Origin of the sequence: Microbacterium sp. JC 701, assembly GCF_021026215.1 — a bacterium.
GTDB lineage: Bacteria > Actinomycetota > Actinomycetes > Actinomycetales > Microbacteriaceae > Microbacterium > Microbacterium algihabitans.
The window spans coordinates 139,727-159,074 of sequence record NZ_JAJNCV010000001.1; the positions used below are offsets into that span (position 1 = coordinate 139,727).

Below are 19,348 nucleotides of genomic sequence, written 5' to 3' on the forward strand. Positions count from 1 at the left end.
GTCGTCATGCCCGGAACCCCGTCTTCCGTCGACGCGCGCGCGGCGTTCCGCGCCGCGGCACTGTCGACCGCCCAGCGCCTGGCGCCGGGCCACGGCGTCCCCCTGTCGCGGCACCTCGCCCTGCTCGCCGAGGCGGACTTCCCCGAGCCCCCGCCGGTCTGGACCGACGAGCGCGCCCTGACCGTCGCCGCCCTCCTGTCGGCTCACGCGCGCCGCGACGCCCTCGCCGAGGGGACCACGGTGGTGCGCCGGTACTTCGACGACGTGCGCCTGCTGCGCCCCGCCGCCCTGTCATCGGGAGCCCGCGCCCTGCTGTACACCAGCGTCGGCGAATACTGCGCGGCGCTCGGCTGGCCCCAGGTCGCGACGCGCTTCGGCGCCGAGGCGCTGCTGTTCGCCGACGCTCCGGCGCTGCGCTACCGGGCGCTGACGGTGATGTCGCTCGGGCACGCCATCAACGGCGAGTTCGAGGCGGCGGAGTCGTCTCGACAGGCCGCCGATCGGCTCTTCGCCGAGCACGGCTGGCCGCGTCAGGAGCAGGCGTACATTCTGCTGCTGGCCGAGATCCTCACCTCGGCCGCGAGCCTCGACATCGAGCGGCTCGCGCGCATCCCGCGGGTGCTCGACGAGGCCTTCGCCGACAACCCGTACGCGGTCTACACCGCACGGGCGGCCGAGATCATGGTGCAGCTGCTTCGTCGCGACTTCGGCGGCGCACGCGCCGGAGCGCGGCAGCTGCTGCACTCGAGCGGCAGCCACGAGAGCCACCGCATGGTGCGGTCGTTCGTCGTCAGCATCCTGTCGGATATCTACGTCGCCCAGGGCGACCCCCTGCAGGCCCTCGCCATCCTCGAGCCGTACCGCAACCCGCAGGGCCACGGCGTCTGCTTCTCGATGCAGCGCTCCGCGGCCCTGCTGCAACTGGGTCGCGAGCGCGATCTGCTGCGCGAGACCGACGCCTGCGTGGCATCCGAGACCGATCACTGCCTGCGCACCCTCATGCCCGTGCTGCTGGGTCGGGCCCTCGCGTGGAACCGTCTCGGCGACGACCGTCGCGCGCGCCAGAGCGTCGAGGCGGCGCTGCTGATCATGGCGCAGACGGGCACCTGGGCGACGACGTTCTCGATGCTCCCGCGCGACGAGACGATGGAGTTGGTCGAGGCCGTGGCGGGGGCGCGGCCCGACCTCGCCGCGATGCTGCCGGAGCTCACGCGCACCATCGCACTCGTGGCGGCCCCCGGCGACGACGGCACCGACCGCCCCCTCGATCCGCCTCTGCGCCTGACCCCCACCGAGCGCGACCTGGTCTCGCAGTTGCACTCCTCGCTGAGCCTCGCCGAGATCGCGCACGCCAGAGGGGTGTCGGTGAACACCGTGAAGAGCCAGGTGCGCTCGATCTACCTCAAGCTCGGCGTGAGCGGACGCACCGAGGCGATCGAGCAGCTCTCGGGCGTCCGCGCCTGAGAACGCCGAAGGGCGGAGGCCCCTTTCGGGAACCCCCGCCCTTCGGACAGGTGTCTGGTGCTTACCAGGACGACTTGGTCACACCGGGCAGCTCGCCACGGTGGGCCATGTCACGGAAGCGGACGCGCGAGACGCCGAACTTCGTGAGGACGCCACGGGGGCGGCCGTCGATGACGTCGCGACTGCGCACGCGCGCGGGCGACGCGTTGCGGGGGAGCTTCTGCAGACCCACGCGGGCGGCCTCGCGGGCCTCGTCGGTCGCGTTGGGGTCGACCAGGGTCTTCTTCAGCTCGGCGCGCTTCGCGGCGTAGCGCTCGACGACGACCTTGCGCTGCTCGTTGCGCGCGATCTTGCTCTTCTTAGCCATGTGCTTAGCGCTCCTCTCGGAAGTCGACGTGCTTGCGGACCACGGGGTCGTACTTCTTGAGCACGATGCGGTCGGGGTTGTTGCGGCGGTTCTTGCGCGTCACGTAGGTGTACCCCGTGCCCGCGGTCGAACGCAGCTTGATGATCGGACGAACGTCCTGAGCCTTCTTCGCCATTACAGCTTCACGCCCTTCGCCTGCAGGTCACGGACGACGGACTCGATGCCGCGAGCGTCGATGACCTTGATGCCCTTCGCCGAAACGTTGAGCTTGATGTTGCGACCCAGCGACGGAACGAAGTAGGTCTTCTTCTGCACGTTCGGGTCGAAGCGGCGCTTCGTCCGGCGGTGCGAGTGCGAGATGTTGTGACCGAAGCCGGGAACCGCTCCAGTCACCTGGCACACTGCTGCCATGGTGATGTCTCCTTCTGTACCGTGACACCGGACGGTGCCACCCAAGATCCCTTGTCTGCACCCCGTCCGAGCACGGCGGAAGGCCGGGATCGGGAAGAGGGATGCGAACTGCGTGCTGGAGTGCGCGCAGACAAGGGGTCAGTCTAGCACGGGCGGTGTGCCCGCCCTGAGCCTGTCGAGGGACCGGGGGCTTCGACAAGCTCAGCCACCTCACCCCACCCGCCGAGGTCGCTGAGCGAACGCGAGGTCGCTGAGCGAACGCGAGGTCCCTGAGCGAACGCGAGGTCCCTGAGCGAACGCGAGGTCCCTGAGCCTGTCGAAGGGACCGGGGGCTTCGACACCCTCAGCCCCCTCACCCCCCACCCGCCTCCGCGGCGCCCCGGCCCCAGCGGAACGCCGAGACCGTGGCATCCCCCTCGATCCAGAAGCGCCACGGGAACGCCGCCGTCCCCGCGATGCCCGCCACACCGACCCGCGGGCCCGTCGCCACGCGGGCGATCGGCTCGACCGGAAGCAGCAGGCGCGATCGCGCTCCCGCGTGCTCCGCACCGGTCACCGCGTCGATCCCGTCGTGCACCGGATGCCGCAGGCCCACCGCGTCGCCGAGCCGGCCGGGTCCGCGGGCGAGGTCGCGCGCGCTGCGCACCGCACCGCGGCGTTCGAGTCGTCGACGCTCGGCCACCGCCTCGCCCTCGGTCACCTCGGCGCCGCGCAGGAGCACACCGCCGGCGACCCCCTCGGGTCCGCACACGACATTGACGCACGAGTGGATGCCGTGGCTCAGGTACACGTAGAGGTGGCCGGGCTCGCCCCACATCGTGGCGTTGCGCGCCGTCGGGCCCATGCGGGCGTGCGAGCCCGGGTCGGGCCGGTCGCCGGTGCCGAGCCCGTGGTAGGCCTCGACCTCGGTCAGACGCACGACCACCCGCTCGCCCGCGACCACCGTCTCGAGCAGCGCGCCGAGCAGCAGCGGGGCGACCTCGACGGGCAGGGCCGACAGCTCGTCGCGCGACGCGGGTCGGGTCGCGGCCGGGGTCACTGCGGCGGCACCTGGCACCACGACAGGTCGAAGCCCTGCAGGGCGACGACCTCCTGCCCCGTGTCGATTTCGACGAGGTGCGTGAGCAGGCGCTCGGGAAGCGGCAGCTGATACCGGTCGTAGGGGTTGTCGACCGCGCGCGGTGCCACGAGCACGGCGGCGTAGCGACCGCTGGGCGAGACGCACGTCTGCAGCACGGTGTCGGCGCCGGGCACCTCGACCAGCGGGTCGACGGTGCCGTCGGTGGCCACGTGGGCCACGATCGTCGAGCGCGAGACCCCGTCGGAGCTGATGTCGGCGAACGAGCGGATGGTGCCCGCGTCGGTCCCCGGCACCGGCGTCGCGCGACCCGCGAGCCCCGGCGGATCGACGGGCTCGACGAGCCCCTGCTCGGACCCGTCGGTGAGGTTGATCTCGCGGATGCCCTCGAGACGTTCCACTACCGCCACCGACGACCCGCGGGCGATGCCGTCGATCGACACGGCGCTGCCGAGCGGAGCCGCATTGCCGCCCTGGGCGTCGGTGAGCAGCAGACGCGAGTCGAAGGTGAGCACGAGCATGCTGTCGGTGTCGGGCACGAAGCGGTAGTCGGCGATGCGCACGTCGCCGCCGTTCAGCCCCACCTCGGTGGGCGGAGCATCGTCGGCGGCCGACGCCGTGAACAGACGGCTCTCGCGTCCTCCGGCGGCACTGAGGTCGGCATCCGAGAACGTGAATCCGATCCGCTCTCCGCGGTCGGCCGACTGCAGGTTCGAGACGAATCCCGGTCCCGGCAGGGCGATGTCGCGCTGGTTCTTGCCGTCGAGGTCGGTCACGATGACGCGGGCGGTCTCGCCGTCGCGCACCGAGATGACCAGGTGATTGGCGGTGGCGCGGAAGTCCTCGATGTGCGGGTGCACGAAGACGGGGAGCCCGGCCTCGCCCTTCAGGTCGGTGCGGAAGATCGTGTCGCCCTCGGGCGTGCCGCGCTGCATGAGGAAGGCCTGCAGCGGCGGCGTGCGGAAGCTCTCGGTGAGGGTCGACGAGGGTCCCGCGCCGAGGCCCTTCACGCCGTTGACGGTGATGCGGTAGTCGGTGTCGTCGCGCAGCGGCAGGGTGAAGCGCACGCCCACGCTGCGGCCGGCGGTGTCGACGGTGAAGGGAGCGGCGGGCTCGACCACGACCTGCGAGGGGTCGACCGTCTCGAGCGACTGCGTCGTGGTGAGGATCACGCGCGACCCCGATGCCGCCACCGCGGCCGCGGGGTCGACCTGCACGTCGGTCACGCGCGGGCCCTGGGCGACCGCCACGACACCGCCGAGACCGCCGATCACGACGAGGCCGACGAGCACCACGGCGAAGGCCATCGCGAAGCCGCGGCCGCGGCGCTTGCGCGAACGGGCACGCCGCGACGAACCGGCACCCGCGGCGCGGCGGCTGTCAGTACTCATACGGGTCCGCCGGCTCGTCGATCGAGGCCACCTGATCGGCGTGCACCTCGAGCTTGCCGTCGCCGCTGGAGCGCACCGTACCCGTGACCGTCACCCACTGCCCCGTCGAGGGGGCGTCGACGGTGGCGGCGATGGGCAGGCGGGCGGTCTGCGCATCGATCACGCAGTGCGTGATCACGAGGCGGGTCAGGTCGAAGGTCGAGCCGTCGGCGGCCGGCGTGATGAAGCCCGTGAGGGTGACGGGTTTGCCGTCGAAGGTCTCGGGGTTGGTGGCGTGCGCGAACACCGCCGACCAGTCGCCGATGCCGAAGGTCGAGGTGTCGCCCGAGGCGGCGAGCGTGATGACGTCGGACCCGGCGAACAGCGGCGGGGCCCCCACGTCGCGCGAGACGGCGAGCTCGGTCGACAGCGAGGCCGCCGGCGTCAGCAGCACCGCGATCACGGCGCCCGAGGCCAGCACTCCCCCGGTGAAGGCGGCGATGCCGCCGGGGGTCAGTCGCGGCCTCGCCGCCAGATGCTCGTGCGCCACGCGGTCGTGGTCGTCCATGGCGTCCGCGTGCTCGTGATCGGCGTGCGCGAACGCCTCGCGCCGGGCCGATGCCGAGGCCGGCGCGTGGCCGTGCTCGTGGTCATGGCCGTGATCGGCTTCGGCGCCGAGCGGCAGGGCGAACGACGCGATCGCGCCGATCAGCGCCACCACCGACATGCCGACCGCGAACCAGGCCGAGTCGGGGTTGATGTACAGCGACATGCGGCCGGTGAGCCATAGCGTGATCGTCGTGATCGACAGGCACGCGGTGAGCCCCACCCCGAGCCAGCGCGTGGCGAGTGCGGATGCCTTAGACAATCAGGTTCACCACCGTTCCGAGCGCGAAGGCGAACAACACCACGACGACCGTCATGCCCGCGAGCACGCGGGTGGTGAAGGTCGTGCGCAGCAGCGCCATCATCTTGAGGTCGATGATCGGGCCGACCACGAGGAAGGCGACGATCGAGCCGGGCGTGAAGGTCGACGCGAACGACAGGGCGAAGAACGCATCGACGTTGGAGCACAGCGACACCACGATCGCGAGCACCATCATCGCCGCGATCGACAGGGCCGGGTCGGAGCCGATCGCCAGCAGGGCGCTGCGCGGCACGAGCACCTGCACCGCGCCGGCCAGGAGCGATCCGATGATCAGCGCCGGCATGACCGAGCGCAGCTCGACCACCAGCTGGGCGAGGGTGCGCCGACCCCGGTCGCCGCGCTCCTGCACGACGATCTCGCACGTCTCGAGGAAGCGTTCGGTGAGCAGCTTGTCGGGATCGGGATGCCGGCTGTACAGCCACCCGAGCAGGTTCGCGACCAGGAAGCCGCCGATCAGGCGCGCCACGAGGATGCCGTCGCTGAAGCCGAACGCCGCGTGCGTGGAGATGATGACGATCGGGTTCACGATGGGCGCTGCGACCAGGAACGTCAGGGTGTCGCTCACCCCGAACCCGCGCATCATGAGCCCGCGCGCGAAGGGGACGTTGCCGCACTCGCAGACCGGGATGAACATGCCCAGCAGCGACAGCACGGCTCGGCGCGCCCACGGCGCGCGCGGCATCCACCGCTCGATCGCCCCCGGCGGCACCCACACCTGCACGAGGATCGACAGCACGACACCGAGCACCACGAACGGCAGCGATTCGATCAGCACGCTCAGGGCGAGCGTGAGTCCGTCCTGCGCGCGCGTGGGCAGCGGCTGGGCGAAGAAGGTCGGCGCGAAGGCGTCGACGAGGAACAGCGCGGTGACCACGAGCACACCCAGGCCGAGCGCGACGAGGGTGCGGGAGGACCCCGACCGCTGCGGCGCGGGGGCCGTGGTGCGACTACTCGTCGCCACGCTCGCGAGCCCGTGCGAGGGCGCAGTCGGTGCACAGGCCGAAGATGTCGACCACGTGCTCGGCTTCGATGAACCCGTTCTGGGCGGCGGTGCGCTGGGCCCACTCCTCGACGTCGGTCGCGGCGATCTCGACGGCCTTGCCGCACGAGCGGCAGATGAGGTGGTGGTGGTGACCGCGGCTCTCGCACGCGCGGAAGAGGTTCTCGCCCTCGGGGCTCTGCAGCGAGTCGGCGTCGCCGCGGGCGGCGAGACCGGCGAGCGTGCGATACACGGTCGCGAGGCCGATGCCGGTGTTCTCGTCGCGCAGGGTGGCGTGCAGCGACTGCGCGCTGACGAAGCCTCCCGCTCCGGAGAGGGCTTCGCGCACGCGCTCGCGCTGCCACGTGTTGCGCTGGACCATGGCCGGGAGTCTATCGACGGGTTCGGTGAATGCGCTGGGGGTTACCGCGCCGTGCCCGGCCCGCCTCTGCAGGATTCACAGAGCCCGCGTGGTGCGATCGCGCCGGGCGCCGATGAGGCGGCACACCAGGTAGATCGCGAACGAGATGGTCGTGATGTACGGGCTCACGGGCAGCGTTCCGGCCACCGCGAGCAGCACACCGCCCACCGCCGAGACGAAACCGAAGAGCGCGGCCAGCACGGGGACCGAGAGGGGTCCGGATGCCACGCGCATCGCGGCCGCGGCCGGGGTGACCAGCAGCGCCATCACCAGCAGCGCGCCGATGATGTGCACGGCCACGGCGACGATCAGGCCGAGCAGCAGCATGAACGCCAGCGAGACCGCCGTGGTGGGCACTCCGCGCGCGGCCGCCGACTGCGGGTCGAGGGAGTCGAAGCGCAGCGGGCGCCAGATGAGCAGCAGGGCGACGAGCACCACGACGCCGATCACGACGAGCCAGCCCAGCTGCCCGCTCTGCACCGACACGATCTGCCCGGTCAGCAGGCTGAAACGCGTGGCGCTGCGCCCGTTGTAGAGCGACAGGCACAGGATGCCGACGCCCAGGCCGAACGGCATGAGCACGCCGATGATCGAGTTGCGGTCGCGCGCACGGGCGCCGAGCACCCCGATGAGGGCGGCGGCGATGAGCGAGCCCACGATCGAGCCCGACACGACGTCGGCGCCGATGAGAAGGGCGACCGCGGCACCCGCGAACGACAGCTCGCTGATGCCGTGGACGGCGAAGGCCATGTCGCGCTGCATCACGAAGACGCCGATCAGACCGCCGACGAGCCCGAGCACCGCTCCGGCGTACACGGAGTTCTGCACCAGGTCGAGGATCGCGCCGTACTGGCTCACCCCGCCGAACAGCGCGTCGCCGACGTCGGACCAGTTCATTCGTCGTCCTCGCCGTGGTGATGGTGGTGGTGGTCCTCGGCATCCGGAGCACCGACGACGATCAGCTGGTCGCCCGCGCGCACGACGAAGACGGGGGCGCCGTACAGCGCCGACAGGGTCTCGGTCGTGAGCACCTCGTCGGGGGTGCCGAGGGTGAAGCGGCCGTTCGCGATGTAGAGGATGCGGTCGACGCGCGACAGCACGGGGTTGATGTCGTGGGTGACCAGCAGCACGGCGGCGTTGCGCTCGCGGCGATGGCGGTCGATCAGGCGCACGACAGCCTGCTGGTTGGCGAGGTCGAGGCTCGTCAGCGGCTCGTCGCACAGCAGCAGAGCGGGGTCGTCGGCGAGGGCCTGGCCCACGCGCAGGCGCTGCTGCTCGCCGCCCGAGAGCAGCCCCACCGGTCGGTCGCCGAACGCCGTCGCCCCGACCGCCTCGAGCAGCTCGTCGATGCGGGCGCGGTCTTTCTTGCGCGACAGCGGCAGACCGAGTCGGTGCCCGTCGACGCCGAGGCCGATGATGTCGCGCCCGCGCAGCGGGGTCTCGCGCGGAAGCGGACGCTGCTGGGGGATGTAGCCGATGCGGCGGTTTCCCGCCCGGCGCACCGGGGCGCCGAGGGCCTCGACGGAGCCGGCGCTGACCCGCTCGAGTCCGAGGATCGCGCGCAGCAGCGTCGTCTTGCCCGAGCCGCTGGGCCCGAGCACGGCGACGAGCTCGCCGGGCTGCACCTCGAGATCGAGCCCCGACCACAGTTCGCGACCGCCGCGTTCGAGCGCGGCGCCGCGGATGCGCAGCGGTACCGCCGCGCTCACGCCGCCAGCGCGTCGGTCAGCGCCGTGATGTTGCTCTGCATCCACGAGATGTAAGTCTGTCCCTCGGGGAGCGTTTCGGTGAATTCGATCACCGGGATGTTCTTCGCCTTGGCCTCGTCTTCGACCTGCGTCACCTCGGCGCCACCGGTCTGCGGGTTGACGATCATGACGCGGATGTCGCCCGAGTCGATCAGCTTCAGCGACTCCAGAAGCGTCGCGGGCGGCACGTCCTGGCCCTCCTCGACGGCCTCGCTGAACTCGTTCGGCGTCGCGTTGTCGAGCCCCGCGGCGGTGGTCAGGTACACGGGCACCGGCTCGGTCACGAACACCTTCGCACCGGCGTCCGTCGCCTCGATCTTCGCGAGCGAGTCCTCGAGTCCCGCGACCTGCTGCGTGAACGCGGCGGCATTGGCGTTGAAGTCGGCGACGTGGTCGGGGGCCAGTTCGCCCAGGTGCTCGGCGATGTCGCCGGCGAGGTCTTCGACCGTGTGCGGGTCGTACCAGACGTGCTCGTTGAAGCCCTCGATGTGGTCGTGTCCGTCGCCCTCGGCGTGGTCGTGGTCGTCGGTACTCTCGCCGGCCGCGGGCGTGGCCGCGTCGTCGTGCGACTCCGCACCGGGGTAGTCGTGGTTGAACTCCACGGCGGTGATCACCGGGGCGGTGGTGCCGCTGGCCTCGATGAGCGACTCCATGAAGGCGTCGTAGCCGGCGCCGTTCTCGATGACGAGGCCGGCGTTCTTGAGGGTGAGCTGGTCTTGCGCGCTCGCCTCGTACTCGTGCGGGTCCTGCGAAGGCGAGGTGATGATCGACTGCACGTCGACGAAGTCGCCGCCGACAGCCTCGGCGATCGAGCCGTAGACGTCGGTGGATGCCACGACCGTCACCTTGCCGTCGGCGTTCCCGGTCGCGCCTGTCGAGGTCGACGTGCCCGCGCATCCGGCGAGCGCGAGGACGGAGACGGCACCGAGGACGACGGGGGCGAGGATGCGATGGGTCATGCGTTCAGACTAACGCTGCTGATAATCGTTCTCAAACTCAGCAGGGCGTTCATCGGCTGCTCCCAGGCTCATCGCTGCCGTTCTGTCCCTCACCCTGGGAGCCGCGCGACGGATTGGCAGCGGCGCCGCGCGGGCGACGGCCCTTTACTGGGGGCATGACCGACCACGACCTCCCCGTCATTGCGCACTGGATCGACGGCGCCGAAAGCGCCCCGACGGGCGGACGCACCGCCCCCGTGTACAACCCCGCCACCGGCGCGGTGCAGGCGCACGTCGCCCTGGCCGACGAGGCCGACATCCAGGCCGCGATCGCCTCGGCCTCCCGCGGCTTCGCCGAGTGGAGCGGCTACTCCATCGCCAAGCGCCAGAGCGTGCTGTTCGCGTTCCGCGAGCTGCTCAACGCGCGCAAGGGCGAACTGGCCGCGATCCTCACCGCCGAGCACGGCAAGGTGCTCTCCGACGCGATGGGCGAGATCGCCCGCGGGCAGGAGGTCGTCGAGCTCGCGACCGGCTTCCCGCACCTCATCAAGGGCGCCTACAGCGAGAACGCCTCCAGCGGCGTCGACGTGTACTCGCTCAAGCAGCCGCTCGGCGTCGTCGGCATCATCAGCCCCTTCAACTTCCCCGCCATGGTGCCGATGTGGTTCTTCCCCATCGCCCTGGCCGCCGGCAACGCCGTCGTGCTCAAGCCGAGCGAGAAGGACCCCTCCGCCTCGCTCTGGCTCGCGCGCCTGTGGAAGGAGGCCGGTCTTCCCGCCGGCGCCTTCACGGTGCTGCAGGGCGACAAGGTCGCCGTCGACGGTCTGCTCGAGGCGCCCGAGGTGCAGTCGATCTCGTTCGTCGGCTCGACCCCCATCGCGCAGTACATCTACGAGACCGCGTCGAAGAACGGCAAGCGCGTGCAGGCCCTGGGCGGCGCGAAGAACCACATGCTGGTGCTCCCCGACGCCGACCTCGACCTCGTGGCCGACTCCGCCGTCAACGCCGGCTTCGGCGCCGCGGGCGAGCGCTGCATGGCCGTCTCGGTCGTGCTGGCCGTCGACCCCGTCGCCGACGAGCTGATCGCCAAGGTCACCGAGCGCATCGCGAAGCTCCGCATCGGAAACGGCGCGGATGCCAACGAGCCCGACATGGGCCCGCTCATCTCGGGCGCGCACCGCGACAAGGTGTCGTCGTACGTCGACATCGCCGAGGCCGACGGCGCGAGGATCGTCGTCGACGGCCGCGGCTTCTCGGTCGACGGGCACGAGGAGGGCTTCTTCTTCGGACCCACCCTGCTCGACGAGGTGCCGACCAGCTCGCGCGCCTACACCGAGGAGATCTTCGGCCCCGTGCTCTCGGTCGTGCGCGTGAAGACCTACGAAGAAGGCCTCGCCCTCATCAACAGCGGCGAGTTCGGCAACGGAACGGCGATCTTCACCAACGACGGCGGAGCCGCCCGCCGCTTCCAGCACGAGGTGCAGGTCGGCATGATCGGCATCAACGTGCCGATCCCCGTGCCCGTCGCCTACCACTCGTTCGGCGGGTGGAAGAAGAGCCTGTTCGGCGACGCCAAGGCCTACGGCGTGCACGGCTTCGACTTCTTCACCCGCGAGAAGGCCGTCACGAGCCGCTGGCTCGACCCCGCCACCCACGGCGGCATCAACCTCGGCTTCCCCCAGAACAGCTGAGTCGTCGGCACCGGATGCCGCGGCTCCGGGGCTTTTTGCAGCCTCGTGGTCGCGGCATCCGTCGTTCTTCCGCCGTCGCCCCGGTTGCCCGTGTCGTCGCCCGCCGTCGTGCGGACTCGAACCCCGACACACCGCCCCACGACCACCCGACACCGGCGCGTCGGGCCCACCATCCGCAGGACGGCGCCGCGGCACCACCCCGCCGTCGTGCGGACCCGAACCCCGACACACCGCCCCACGGCCACCCGGCACCGGCGCGTCGGGCCCACCATCCGCAGGACGGCGCCGCGGCGAGCGGATCGCGCGACGGACTCGTCAGCCGCCGAGCTCCAGCGCCGCCCACAGCTCGGCCCGCGCGGCGAAGCTCGACAGGTCGATCTCGAGCACCTGCTCCAGCTGCGCCATGCGCGCCCTCAGGGTGTGGCGGTGGATGCCGAGACTCCGCGCCGCGGGATCCCAGGCGCCGTTCGCGTCGAGCCAGACCCGCGCCGAGGCGAGCAGCCGCTCCCGCTCGACCGCCGGGAGGGCCTCGAGCGGGCGGAGGAGGGAGCGCGCGAGCACCTCGCCGCCGCGGTCGCGCAGCGCCCCCACCAGCCCGCGTCCCGCGAGCTCGTCATACGCGCGCACCGCGCCGGTCTCGGCATCGCGCGCAGCGTGCGACGCCCGCCGCAGATCCTCGGCGAGGTCGTCGCCCGCCTCGTGACGGGCGGTGCCGACGCACAGTCCCCGCCGCTCGGCGAGGGCGGCGAGCGCGGATGCCGCTCTGTCGGCCGCGAGCACGATGACATCGTCGCCACGCTCGGCCGAGAACATGCGCGTCGGATCGCTGGAGACGAGGTCGAGTTCGTCGAGCAGTCCGGGCAGCGCCCCGGCCCCGCGCACGACCCCGACGAGGTACGGCTCCACGGGCAGACCACCGAACGCCGACTCGGCCACCCGCCGCGCCGTGTCGCCGTGTCCGTCGACCAGCAGGTCGATGACGCCCGCGCGCACGCCGCGCAGGGCCGACTGCAGTCCGCGCTGCTGCTCCAGCGCGATGCTGGCGAGAGCCACGACGGAGGCGACGAGATCCCGACCCGCGGGGTCGAGCGGCTCGGGCCCGCCCACCGCGAGCACGCCGCGCAGCCGTCCGCTCTGCCCGATCGTCTGCACGAGCGCGTGACCGGCCGACGGCACGACGAGGCTCGCCGCGGTGCGTCGCTCGAGCAGGCGCCGCACGTCGCGGCCGACCTCCGCCTCGACCTCGGCCGGCGCCGCACGCAGGCCCGGCGACGACAGGCGGCCCCCGACGGCGTCGTACAGCTCGACCCACGCGTCGAGCAGGCGCGAGAGGGTCGCGAGGATCTCGCGCAGGCCGTCGTCGCGCACCGCGGCACGCGCCACCGCGCGCTGGGCGTCGAGCAGCCACGACAGGCGCGCGGCGCCTTCTGCGGCGATGATGTCGGCGACGAAGCGGATGATCCGGATGAACGGCGCGCGATCCGCGATCTCGACGATCGGCAGGTCGGCGGCCTCCCCCGCGCGCACCACGGCCTCGGGCACGCGGTCGTGGATGATGTCGGTCGCGAAGCCCAGGCCCGCGACCCCGAGCGCGCGCAAGCGGCGGCAGTAGGCCAGTGCCTCATCGGCATCCGGATCCGCAGAGAACTGCGCCCCGTTGGTCAGCAGCAGATTGCCCGCCTCGAGGTACGGCGTGGGGTCGAGCAGGTCGGAGCTGTGCACCCACGACAGGGGGCGGTCGAGTGCCTCGTCGTCGGGCCGCGTCAGCACGCGCAGGGGGAACGACTGGTCGTCGAGAAGGGTGCGGAGGGTCGCGGGCATGGCGGGCCAAACTGTCGATCGTCCGTCGAGATTACCGACAGATCGTCGCTCCCCGGCGCGGCGCGGCGCGCCCACACTGGTGGCATGTCGACTCCTCTCACCACGACCCGCAACGCCGAGATCAGCGAGCGCGACCGCACGAGCGTCTTCCACTCGTGGTCGGCCCAGCGCACCCTCGCCCCGCTCCCCCTCGCGGGCGGCTCGGGCGTCGAGGTGTGGGACGCCGACGGCCGCCGGTACCTCGACTTCTCGAGCCAGCTCGTCAACGTCAACATCGGCCACCAGCATCCGCGGGTCGTCGCCGCGATCCAGGAGCAGGCGGCACAGCTGACCACCGTCGCCCCCGCGCACGCCAACGAGACGCGCGCGCACGCGGCCGAACTGATCCTCGAGCGGACCCCCGAGGGGTTCTCGAAGGTCTTCTTCACCAATGGCGGGGCGGATGCCAACGAGAACGCCATCCGCATGGCCCGCCTGACCACGGGCCGCGACAAGGTCGTGTCGCACTACCGCTCGTACCACGGCAACACCGGGTCGGCGATCGTGGCGACCGGCGACTGGCGCCGCATTCCGAACGAGTACTCGCGCGGCCACGTGCACGTGTTCGGCCCCTACCTCTACCGGTCGGAGTTCTGGGCTGAGACCCCCGAGCAGGAGTGCGAGCGCGCTCTGCGCCACCTCGAGCGCACCGTGCAGGCCGAGGGTCCCGACACGATCGCGGCGTTCCTGTTCGAGACGATCCCCGGCACCGCCGGTGTGCTCGTGCCGCCGCCCGGATACCTCGAGGGCGTCCGCGCGATCGCCGACCGCTACGGCATCCTGCTCATCCTCGACGAGGTGATGGCCGGCTTCGCCCGCACGGGTGAGTGGTTCGCGTTCGACGCGTTCGACGTGCGGCCCGACCTGATCACCTTCGCGAAGGGCGTGAACTCGGGGTACGTCCCCGTGGGGGGAGTGGCGATCTCGGATGCCGTGGCCTCGACGTTCGACGACCGCGTGTTCCCCGGTGGCTTGACGTACTCGGGTCACCCGCTGGCTGCGGCCTCCATCGTCGCCGCCCAGCAGGCGATGGCCGACGAGGGCGTGATCGAGAACGCCCGCCGCATCGGCGAGGAGGTCATCGGCCCGCGCCTGCGGCAGCTCGCCGAAGACTCACCGCTGGTGGGCGAAGTGCGCGGCCGCGGCGTGTTCTGGGCCGTCGAGCTCGTCGCCGACCAGGCCACGCGCGAGCCGCTGCCCGCCGCGCGCATCGGGGCGATCAAGGCCGCGATGCTCGAGAAGGGCGTGCTCGGCTTCACCGCCGACAACCGCGTGCACGTCGTGCCGCCCGCCGTGATCGGCGATGCCGACGCCCACCGCGGCCTCGACGTGCTGGTCGAGGTGCTGCAGGCCGAGGCCGCGCGCGGCTGACGCCCCGCTCGGGCACCCGGCACGTCGCGCCGGGCCCGCGCACCCACACTGAGTGTCCAAAACACCCGGACGGATTCGAAAATCGTCCGGGTGTCTTGGCACTCGAGGGGGAAAGTGGGGCGCGGATCAGGCGGCGACCGCGGCGGGCTCCTCGCTGTAGTCGTAGAAACCGCGACCCGACTTCACGCCGAGGTTCCCGGCATCCACGTAGCCCTTCAACAGCTCGCGCGGACCCTCGGGCAGGTGCGGGTTCTCGTCGGCGTAGTGCTGCTCGATGTCGAGCACGACGTCGAGGCCGACCTGGTCCATCATCTGGAACGGGCCCGCCGGGGCGCCGGAGTTGACCCGCCACATCGCGTCGACGTCTTCGGGGGTCGAGACGCCGTCGGCGACGACAGCGAGGGCCTCGCGCTTGATGGCCGCCCAGATGCGGTTGAAGATGAAGCCGGTCGACTCCTGGCGGGCGACGAACGGGAAGACCCCGAAGTGCGGGAGCTGCTCCTGCAGGAAGGCGATGGCCTCCGGCGCGGTCTGGCCGTCGCTCATGAGGTCGACCGCGTTCTGCTGCGGCGGCATGTAGAAGTGCATGTTGAGCACGCGCTCGGGCGTCGAGACCCGGTCGATCATCAGGCGTGACGCGAACGACGACGAGTTGCTGGCGAGGATGGCATCCGCCGGCGCGAGGCGGTCGAGGTCGCCGAACACCGACGTCTTCAGCTCGATGCGCTCGGGTACGGCCTCGACGACGAGCCAGGCGTCGGAGACGGCGGATGCCAACTCATCGGCGCCCTGCACGGTGCCGGCGACGGCCCCCTTGCGGGCGGCCACCACCGAGGGCAGCGTCTCTTCGACGTAGGCGACGGCGGCGGAGCGCACGGCATCCGCGAGATCGAAGATGCGCACGTCGGCCCCTCCGCTGGCGAACATCAGCGCGATGCGACGACCGAGCGTGCCACCCCCGATCACGGTGACGGGTCGGGTGTCAATGTTCTGGGGCAGCTGGACGCTCATGTCGTTTCCTCTCGTGGAGCAGAGGGTCGCCTTGCGGATGCGAACCTCTCGATACACACTGTACTCAATACACTTCGTACTGAACAGGTGATGACCGATGAACCCCCTCGAGATGCTCCGCCGCGGCACCACGCCGCTGACCGCCCCCGTCTACCCGCTGCGGGTCACGCGCTTCATCGACCGCGAGTACTTCAACGTCGTCTATCGAACGGATGCCGACGCGTTGCGCGCCGTGGTTCCGGAGCCCCTCGAGATCGACGAGCCGCTCGTGCGCTTCGAGGTCATGAAGATGGGCGAGGTCGACGGCTACGGCCCGTACGTCGAGTCGGGTCAGGCGATCCCCGTCACCCTCGACGGAGAGCGCGGCGAGTACCTGCACGCGATGTACCTCGACAACTTCGCCGCCACCGTGTCGGGGCGTGAGCTCAGCGCCTACCCGAAGGTGACCGGCACCCCCGACCTGCGCGTCGACCAGGGCGCCCTCGTCGGCACCCTCGATCGCGGCAGCGAGCGCGTGGCTACGGCCACCATGGGCTACAAGTGGGAGCCGCTCGACCTCGACGAGGCGAAGGCGCAGATCACCGTGCCGACCTTCATGGTCAAGCTCGTGCCCGACGTCTTCACCCAGGGCATGCGCGCGGCCCACCTCGTGCGCACCGAGATCACCGACATCGTCGTGAAGGAGGCGTGGACCGGACCCGCCCGCCTGCAGCTGTTCGAGCACGCGCTCGCACCGATGGCCGACCTCCCCGTGCGCGAGATCGTCAGCGCCTCGCACATCGTCACCGACCTGACGCTCGCCCCCGTCCGCCCGGTCTTCGACTACCTCGACGAGGTGAACCGCGCCGCTGCTGCGTAACGTGGAGCCCGTGACGACCACCCCCGCTGAGGCGCCGAAGCCCGTGCGACGCCGCAGCAGCACCCGCAGGGCGCTGATCGCGGCCGCCGAGGCGATCTTCGACGAGACCGGCAGCACGTCGGTGAGCGTCGAGGCCATCACGCGGCGCGCGGGATACACCCGCGGGGCGTTCTACTCGAACTTCCGCTCGGTCGACGAGGTGTTCTTCGCGGTCTACGAGCAGCAGGCCGAGCTGGTCTTCGAGCTGCTCAGCGACATGCTCGGCGACGCCCGCAGCAGCGACGAGCCGACCCTCGACGACATCGTGCGCGGCGTCGTCGAGGGGCTCCCGCCCGAGGAGAAGTGGTACGCGATTCGCTCGGTGCTCATCACGCGGGCACGTCACGACGAGGAAGTCCGGATGCTGCTCACCGCGCACACCGACCACTTCCACGACACGCTGCAGCCGCTGCTGGTCGAGTGCCTCGCGCGGATCGGCCTGCACCCCGTGATCGACCCCGCGCTCTTCACACGCGCGGTCGTCGCCGCCCACGTCGGGGCGGTGAGCCAGAGCGTGCTGCACGCCGACACCCAGCGGGTGCGCGTCGCCGCGGTCGAGGGCTGCATCCTCGGGCTGACGCGCGCGGGCTGAGGGCCGGGCTCGCGCGGCCCGTCTCTGCGCGCGGGGCCGAGGTGTCGGCATCCGCCCGCCCTCTTGTCGAGTGTCCAGAACACGCCGCGTCCTTGCGGAGGGAGCGGCGTGTTCTGGACGCTCAACGGGCGAGCGGCGGGTGCGTCACTCGCAGGCGACTCCGTCGCCGTCGCGGTCGAGCTTGCGGCTGTAGCCGGGCTGACCCTCGTAGATCGGGTCGGCGCCTGCCGCGCGCACGGCCGTGCAGTTCTCGTAGTACACGTTCTCGACCGGAGCCGGAGCCGGCGCCTGCTCGACCGGCGCCGGAGCGGGTGCGGGCTCGGCGGGAGCGGGCTGCGCAGGAGCGGGGGCCGGCGCGGGCTCGACGGCGACCGGCTCGACGACCGGGGCGGGCTCGGGCGCCGCAACGGGTGCGGGCGCTGCGAAGGCCGAGGTGGGCACGACCTGGTCGGGGCAGCTCTCGAGCACGCGCTTCATGGCGTCGCGCTCGGCCTCGGTCACCCACAGGCCGTAGGTCGCCTTCACCGCGATCTGCGCCGCGACGTACGTGCAGCGGTACGACTTCTGGGCCGGGAGCCAGGTCGCGGCATCGCCGTCGCCCTTCTGCGCGTTGGCGGATCCGTCGACCGCGAGCAGGTTGAGCGGGTCGTTCGCGAAGCTCGCGCGCTGGTCGGCGGTGAGCTGCTGCGCCCCCTTCTGCCAGGCGTCCGACAGCGCCACGACGTGATCGATCTGCACGAGCTCGGAGGTTCCCTGACCCCGCACGAACGCGATGCTCGTGCCCGTGTACGGGTCGGCGAGGGTGCCGCCGGTCACGCGGCAGGCGCCGGAGCGCACGGCGTCGGTCAGGTCGCGGCCGAGGATGTCGTTGCGGGTGTCGCATCCGTTGCGGTCGACGTCGAGCCACCGCTGGCCGAACTGGTCGCGGTCGTAGCCGGTCTTGGGCGCGCGGCCCTTCACGGCGAGCGTATCGAGCACCGCGAGCGCGGCCTTGTCGGTGGTGGCCGAGGCGTCGGCGACGGTTCCCGCCTGCCCCGCGAACGCGGCGAGTGCGGCCTGGTCGTCGGCGAACGGGGTGGCGGATGCCGTGGGCGTGGCCGACGGCGACGGCTCCTGCGATGCCGCGGCGACGGGCTCCGCCTGGGCGACCGGGGTCGCGGCCTTGGGCGAGGTGGCCGTGGTGATGCCGCCCGCGACGGCGAAGGCGACGACGGCGGCGACGGTCCAGATCGCGGCGCTCGAGCGCGAACGGAAGCGCAGCCAGGTCGGGGTGTTGCGCGCGAGCGCGACGATGCCGGTGATGAGCACGACGAGGGCGACCATCGCGACGAAGGGGGCGAGCAGCCAGAGGGCCACGATCAGCACGACACCGGCGACGATCCAGCCCCACGTGGGGACGCGCGAGATCCAGCCGCGCGCTTCGCGTCGGGTCGCCGGCGGGGGCGTCGTGGTCACGGTGGGAGCGGGCGGCAGCGGCGTGAAATCGTTCGTCCACTGGCGGCCGTCCCACCAGCGCAGGCGACCGGGGGTCTCGGTGTCGGGGTACCAGCCCGGGGTCGCGTCGGTCATGCGGGCACCGCCGCGTTCGCGTGGATCATTGCGTTTCGGAATCGCATGGATTCCCCTTCCCCCGTTAAGACAACCTCGCGAGTCTATTCAGGGGAATGCAGGTCGCTCGGCACGCGCCGAATGCACCTGGACGGATTACGAATGCAGCATGCGTGGGCGGGAAATGTCGAGACGAAATCGATACCGGGCGCGCGCGGGAGGTGGGACGCGACTCAGCGGGCTCGACGTCGCGTGCGCCATGCCTTCCACGCTCCGGTCGACCAGAGCGCCCAGACGACCAGCAGGGGCTGGAAGAGCAGGCGGATGCCGCGCGCGAGGTCGGTGTCGAGGCCGAAGGCGTCGGTGCCCCGCACGAACTGCTCGATGTTGCCGGGGAAGATCGCGACGAAGAAGGCCGCGACGATCCAGCCGACGGCGACGCGCCAGCGGCCGAGGAAGAGGAGGGCGAGTCCCAGCGCGATCTCGACGACGCCGGATGCCACGACCGTGACGTCGACTGGAAGCGGAAGCCACGACGGCACCTGAGCGACGAAGTCGTCGCGGGCGAACGTCAGGTGCGCGGTGCCGGTGAAGACGAGTGCGGCACCGAGCAGCCAGCGGGCGAAGGTGCGGGGGAGGCTCATCCTCCGAGGGTAGGCGGGCTGCGGGGGCG

Annotated in this window: 20 protein-coding genes; 5 read left to right on the plus strand and 15 right to left on the minus strand. The window is 71.5% G+C overall.

What is annotated here, in order from left to right; translation table 11 throughout:
• The first annotated feature begins 6 nt into the window (after window positions 1–6).
• On the plus strand, window positions 7–1,464 hold the full coding sequence (locus tag LPW41_RS00695; RefSeq protein WP_154097094.1) for a response regulator transcription factor: 1,458 nt from the start codon (window positions 7–9) through the stop codon (window positions 1,462–1,464).
• Window positions 1,465–1,525: 61 nt separating this feature from the next.
• On the opposite strand, the gene rpsN is transcribed toward LPW41_RS00695, so the two are convergent.
• The 11 genes from rpsN to LPW41_RS00750 form a co-directional block, all read right to left on the minus strand.
• Window positions 1,526–1,831 (minus strand): 30S ribosomal protein S14, encoded by a 306-nt coding sequence (gene rpsN, locus LPW41_RS00700; protein WP_022878196.1) that lies wholly within the window; start codon window positions 1,829–1,831, stop codon window positions 1,526–1,528.
• Window positions 1,832–1,835: 4 nt separating this feature from the next.
• Complete coding sequence (gene rpmG / locus LPW41_RS00705; protein WP_013584775.1) at window positions 1,836–2,006, minus strand: 50S ribosomal protein L33; 171 nt, start codon at window positions 2,004–2,006, stop codon at window positions 1,836–1,838.
• A complete protein-coding gene (rpmB, locus tag LPW41_RS00710) occupies window positions 2,006–2,242 on the minus strand; it encodes a 50S ribosomal protein L28 (protein ID WP_055832508.1) in 237 nt (78 codons plus the stop codon). Before rpmB ends, rpmG begins: the two co-directional genes overlap by 1 nt.
• 352 nt (window positions 2,243–2,594) lie before the next feature.
• Window positions 2,595–3,281, minus strand: coding sequence for a DNA-3-methyladenine glycosylase (locus LPW41_RS00715; protein ID WP_230703851.1), 687 nt, complete (start codon window positions 3,279–3,281; stop codon window positions 2,595–2,597).
• Complete coding sequence (locus LPW41_RS00720) at window positions 3,278–4,711, minus strand: hypothetical protein (RefSeq protein WP_144831292.1); 1,434 nt, start codon at window positions 4,709–4,711, stop codon at window positions 3,278–3,280. The genes LPW41_RS00715 and LPW41_RS00720 overlap by 4 nt, the downstream gene beginning before the upstream one ends.
• Window positions 4,701–5,558, minus strand: coding sequence for a DUF1980 domain-containing protein (locus LPW41_RS00725; RefSeq protein ID WP_144831289.1), 858 nt, complete (start codon window positions 5,556–5,558; stop codon window positions 4,701–4,703). The genes LPW41_RS00720 and LPW41_RS00725 overlap by 11 nt, the downstream gene beginning before the upstream one ends.
• Window positions 5,551–6,579 carry a permease gene (locus LPW41_RS00730; protein WP_144831286.1) on the minus strand — a complete coding sequence of 343 codons (1,029 nt, stop codon included), beginning with the start codon at window positions 6,577–6,579 and terminating at the stop codon, window positions 5,551–5,553. Before LPW41_RS00730 ends, LPW41_RS00725 begins: the two co-directional genes overlap by 8 nt.
• Entirely contained in the window at window positions 6,566–6,979 is a 414-nt protein-coding gene (locus LPW41_RS00735) for a Fur family transcriptional regulator (protein WP_144831283.1), read from the minus strand. Before LPW41_RS00735 ends, LPW41_RS00730 begins: the two co-directional genes overlap by 14 nt.
• 75 nt (window positions 6,980–7,054) lie before the next feature.
• Window positions 7,055–7,915 (minus strand): metal ABC transporter permease, encoded by an 861-nt coding sequence (locus tag LPW41_RS00740; protein WP_144831280.1) that lies wholly within the window; start codon window positions 7,913–7,915, stop codon window positions 7,055–7,057.
• Window positions 7,912–8,727: a metal ABC transporter ATP-binding protein gene (locus LPW41_RS00745; protein ID WP_144831277.1), complete on the minus strand. Its 816-nt coding sequence runs from the start codon at window positions 8,725–8,727 to the stop codon at window positions 7,912–7,914. The genes LPW41_RS00740 and LPW41_RS00745 overlap by 4 nt, the downstream gene beginning before the upstream one ends.
• Complete coding sequence (locus LPW41_RS00750) at window positions 8,724–9,725, minus strand: metal ABC transporter solute-binding protein, Zn/Mn family (protein ID WP_154097089.1); 1,002 nt, start codon at window positions 9,723–9,725, stop codon at window positions 8,724–8,726. The genes LPW41_RS00745 and LPW41_RS00750 overlap by 4 nt, the downstream gene beginning before the upstream one ends.
• 155 nt (window positions 9,726–9,880) lie before the next feature.
• On the opposite strand from LPW41_RS00750, the gene LPW41_RS00755 reads away from it, so the two are divergent.
• The gene (locus tag LPW41_RS00755; protein ID WP_230703852.1) at window positions 9,881–11,395 is read left to right on the plus strand and encodes a CoA-acylating methylmalonate-semialdehyde dehydrogenase; all 1,515 of its coding nucleotides are present in this window, start codon (window positions 9,881–9,883) and stop codon (window positions 11,393–11,395) included.
• A 315-nt stretch (window positions 11,396–11,710) separates the two neighbouring features.
• Here the strand turns inward: LPW41_RS00755 and LPW41_RS00760 are convergent, their stop codons facing one another.
• Window positions 11,711–13,216: a PucR family transcriptional regulator gene (locus LPW41_RS00760; RefSeq protein ID WP_144831262.1), complete on the minus strand. Its 1,506-nt coding sequence runs from the start codon at window positions 13,214–13,216 to the stop codon at window positions 11,711–11,713.
• Window positions 13,217–13,300: 84 nt separating this feature from the next.
• Here LPW41_RS00760 and LPW41_RS00765 point away from each other — a divergent pair, with 84 nt between their 5' ends.
• On the plus strand, window positions 13,301–14,626 hold the full coding sequence (locus LPW41_RS00765; RefSeq protein ID WP_154097087.1) for an aspartate aminotransferase family protein: 1,326 nt from the start codon (window positions 13,301–13,303) through the stop codon (window positions 14,624–14,626).
• A gap of 126 nt (window positions 14,627–14,752) precedes the next feature.
• Here the strand turns inward: LPW41_RS00765 and LPW41_RS00770 are convergent, their stop codons facing one another.
• Window positions 14,753–15,637 carry a 3-hydroxyacyl-CoA dehydrogenase family protein gene (locus tag LPW41_RS00770; RefSeq protein ID WP_144831256.1) on the minus strand — a complete coding sequence of 295 codons (885 nt, stop codon included), beginning with the start codon at window positions 15,635–15,637 and terminating at the stop codon, window positions 14,753–14,755.
• A gap of 97 nt (window positions 15,638–15,734) precedes the next feature.
• Here LPW41_RS00770 and LPW41_RS00775 point away from each other — a divergent pair, with 97 nt between their 5' ends.
• Window positions 15,735–16,496, plus strand: a complete 762-nt coding sequence (locus LPW41_RS00775) for an acetoacetate decarboxylase (RefSeq protein WP_144831253.1) — start codon at window positions 15,735–15,737, stop codon at window positions 16,494–16,496.
• 10 nt (window positions 16,497–16,506) lie between these two features.
• Window positions 16,507–17,127: a TetR/AcrR family transcriptional regulator gene (locus tag LPW41_RS00780; RefSeq protein WP_230703853.1), complete on the plus strand. Its 621-nt coding sequence runs from the start codon at window positions 16,507–16,509 to the stop codon at window positions 17,125–17,127.
• A gap of 144 nt (window positions 17,128–17,271) precedes the next feature.
• Here the strand turns inward: LPW41_RS00780 and LPW41_RS00785 are convergent, their stop codons facing one another.
• A complete protein-coding gene (locus tag LPW41_RS00785; protein ID WP_154097085.1) occupies window positions 17,272–18,696 on the minus strand; it encodes a DUF1524 domain-containing protein in 1,425 nt (474 codons plus the stop codon).
• A 212-nt stretch (window positions 18,697–18,908) separates the two neighbouring features.
• Entirely contained in the window at window positions 18,909–19,319 is a 411-nt protein-coding gene (locus LPW41_RS00790) for a hypothetical protein (RefSeq protein ID WP_144831248.1), read from the minus strand.
• Window positions 19,320–19,348 lie beyond the last annotated feature (29 nt).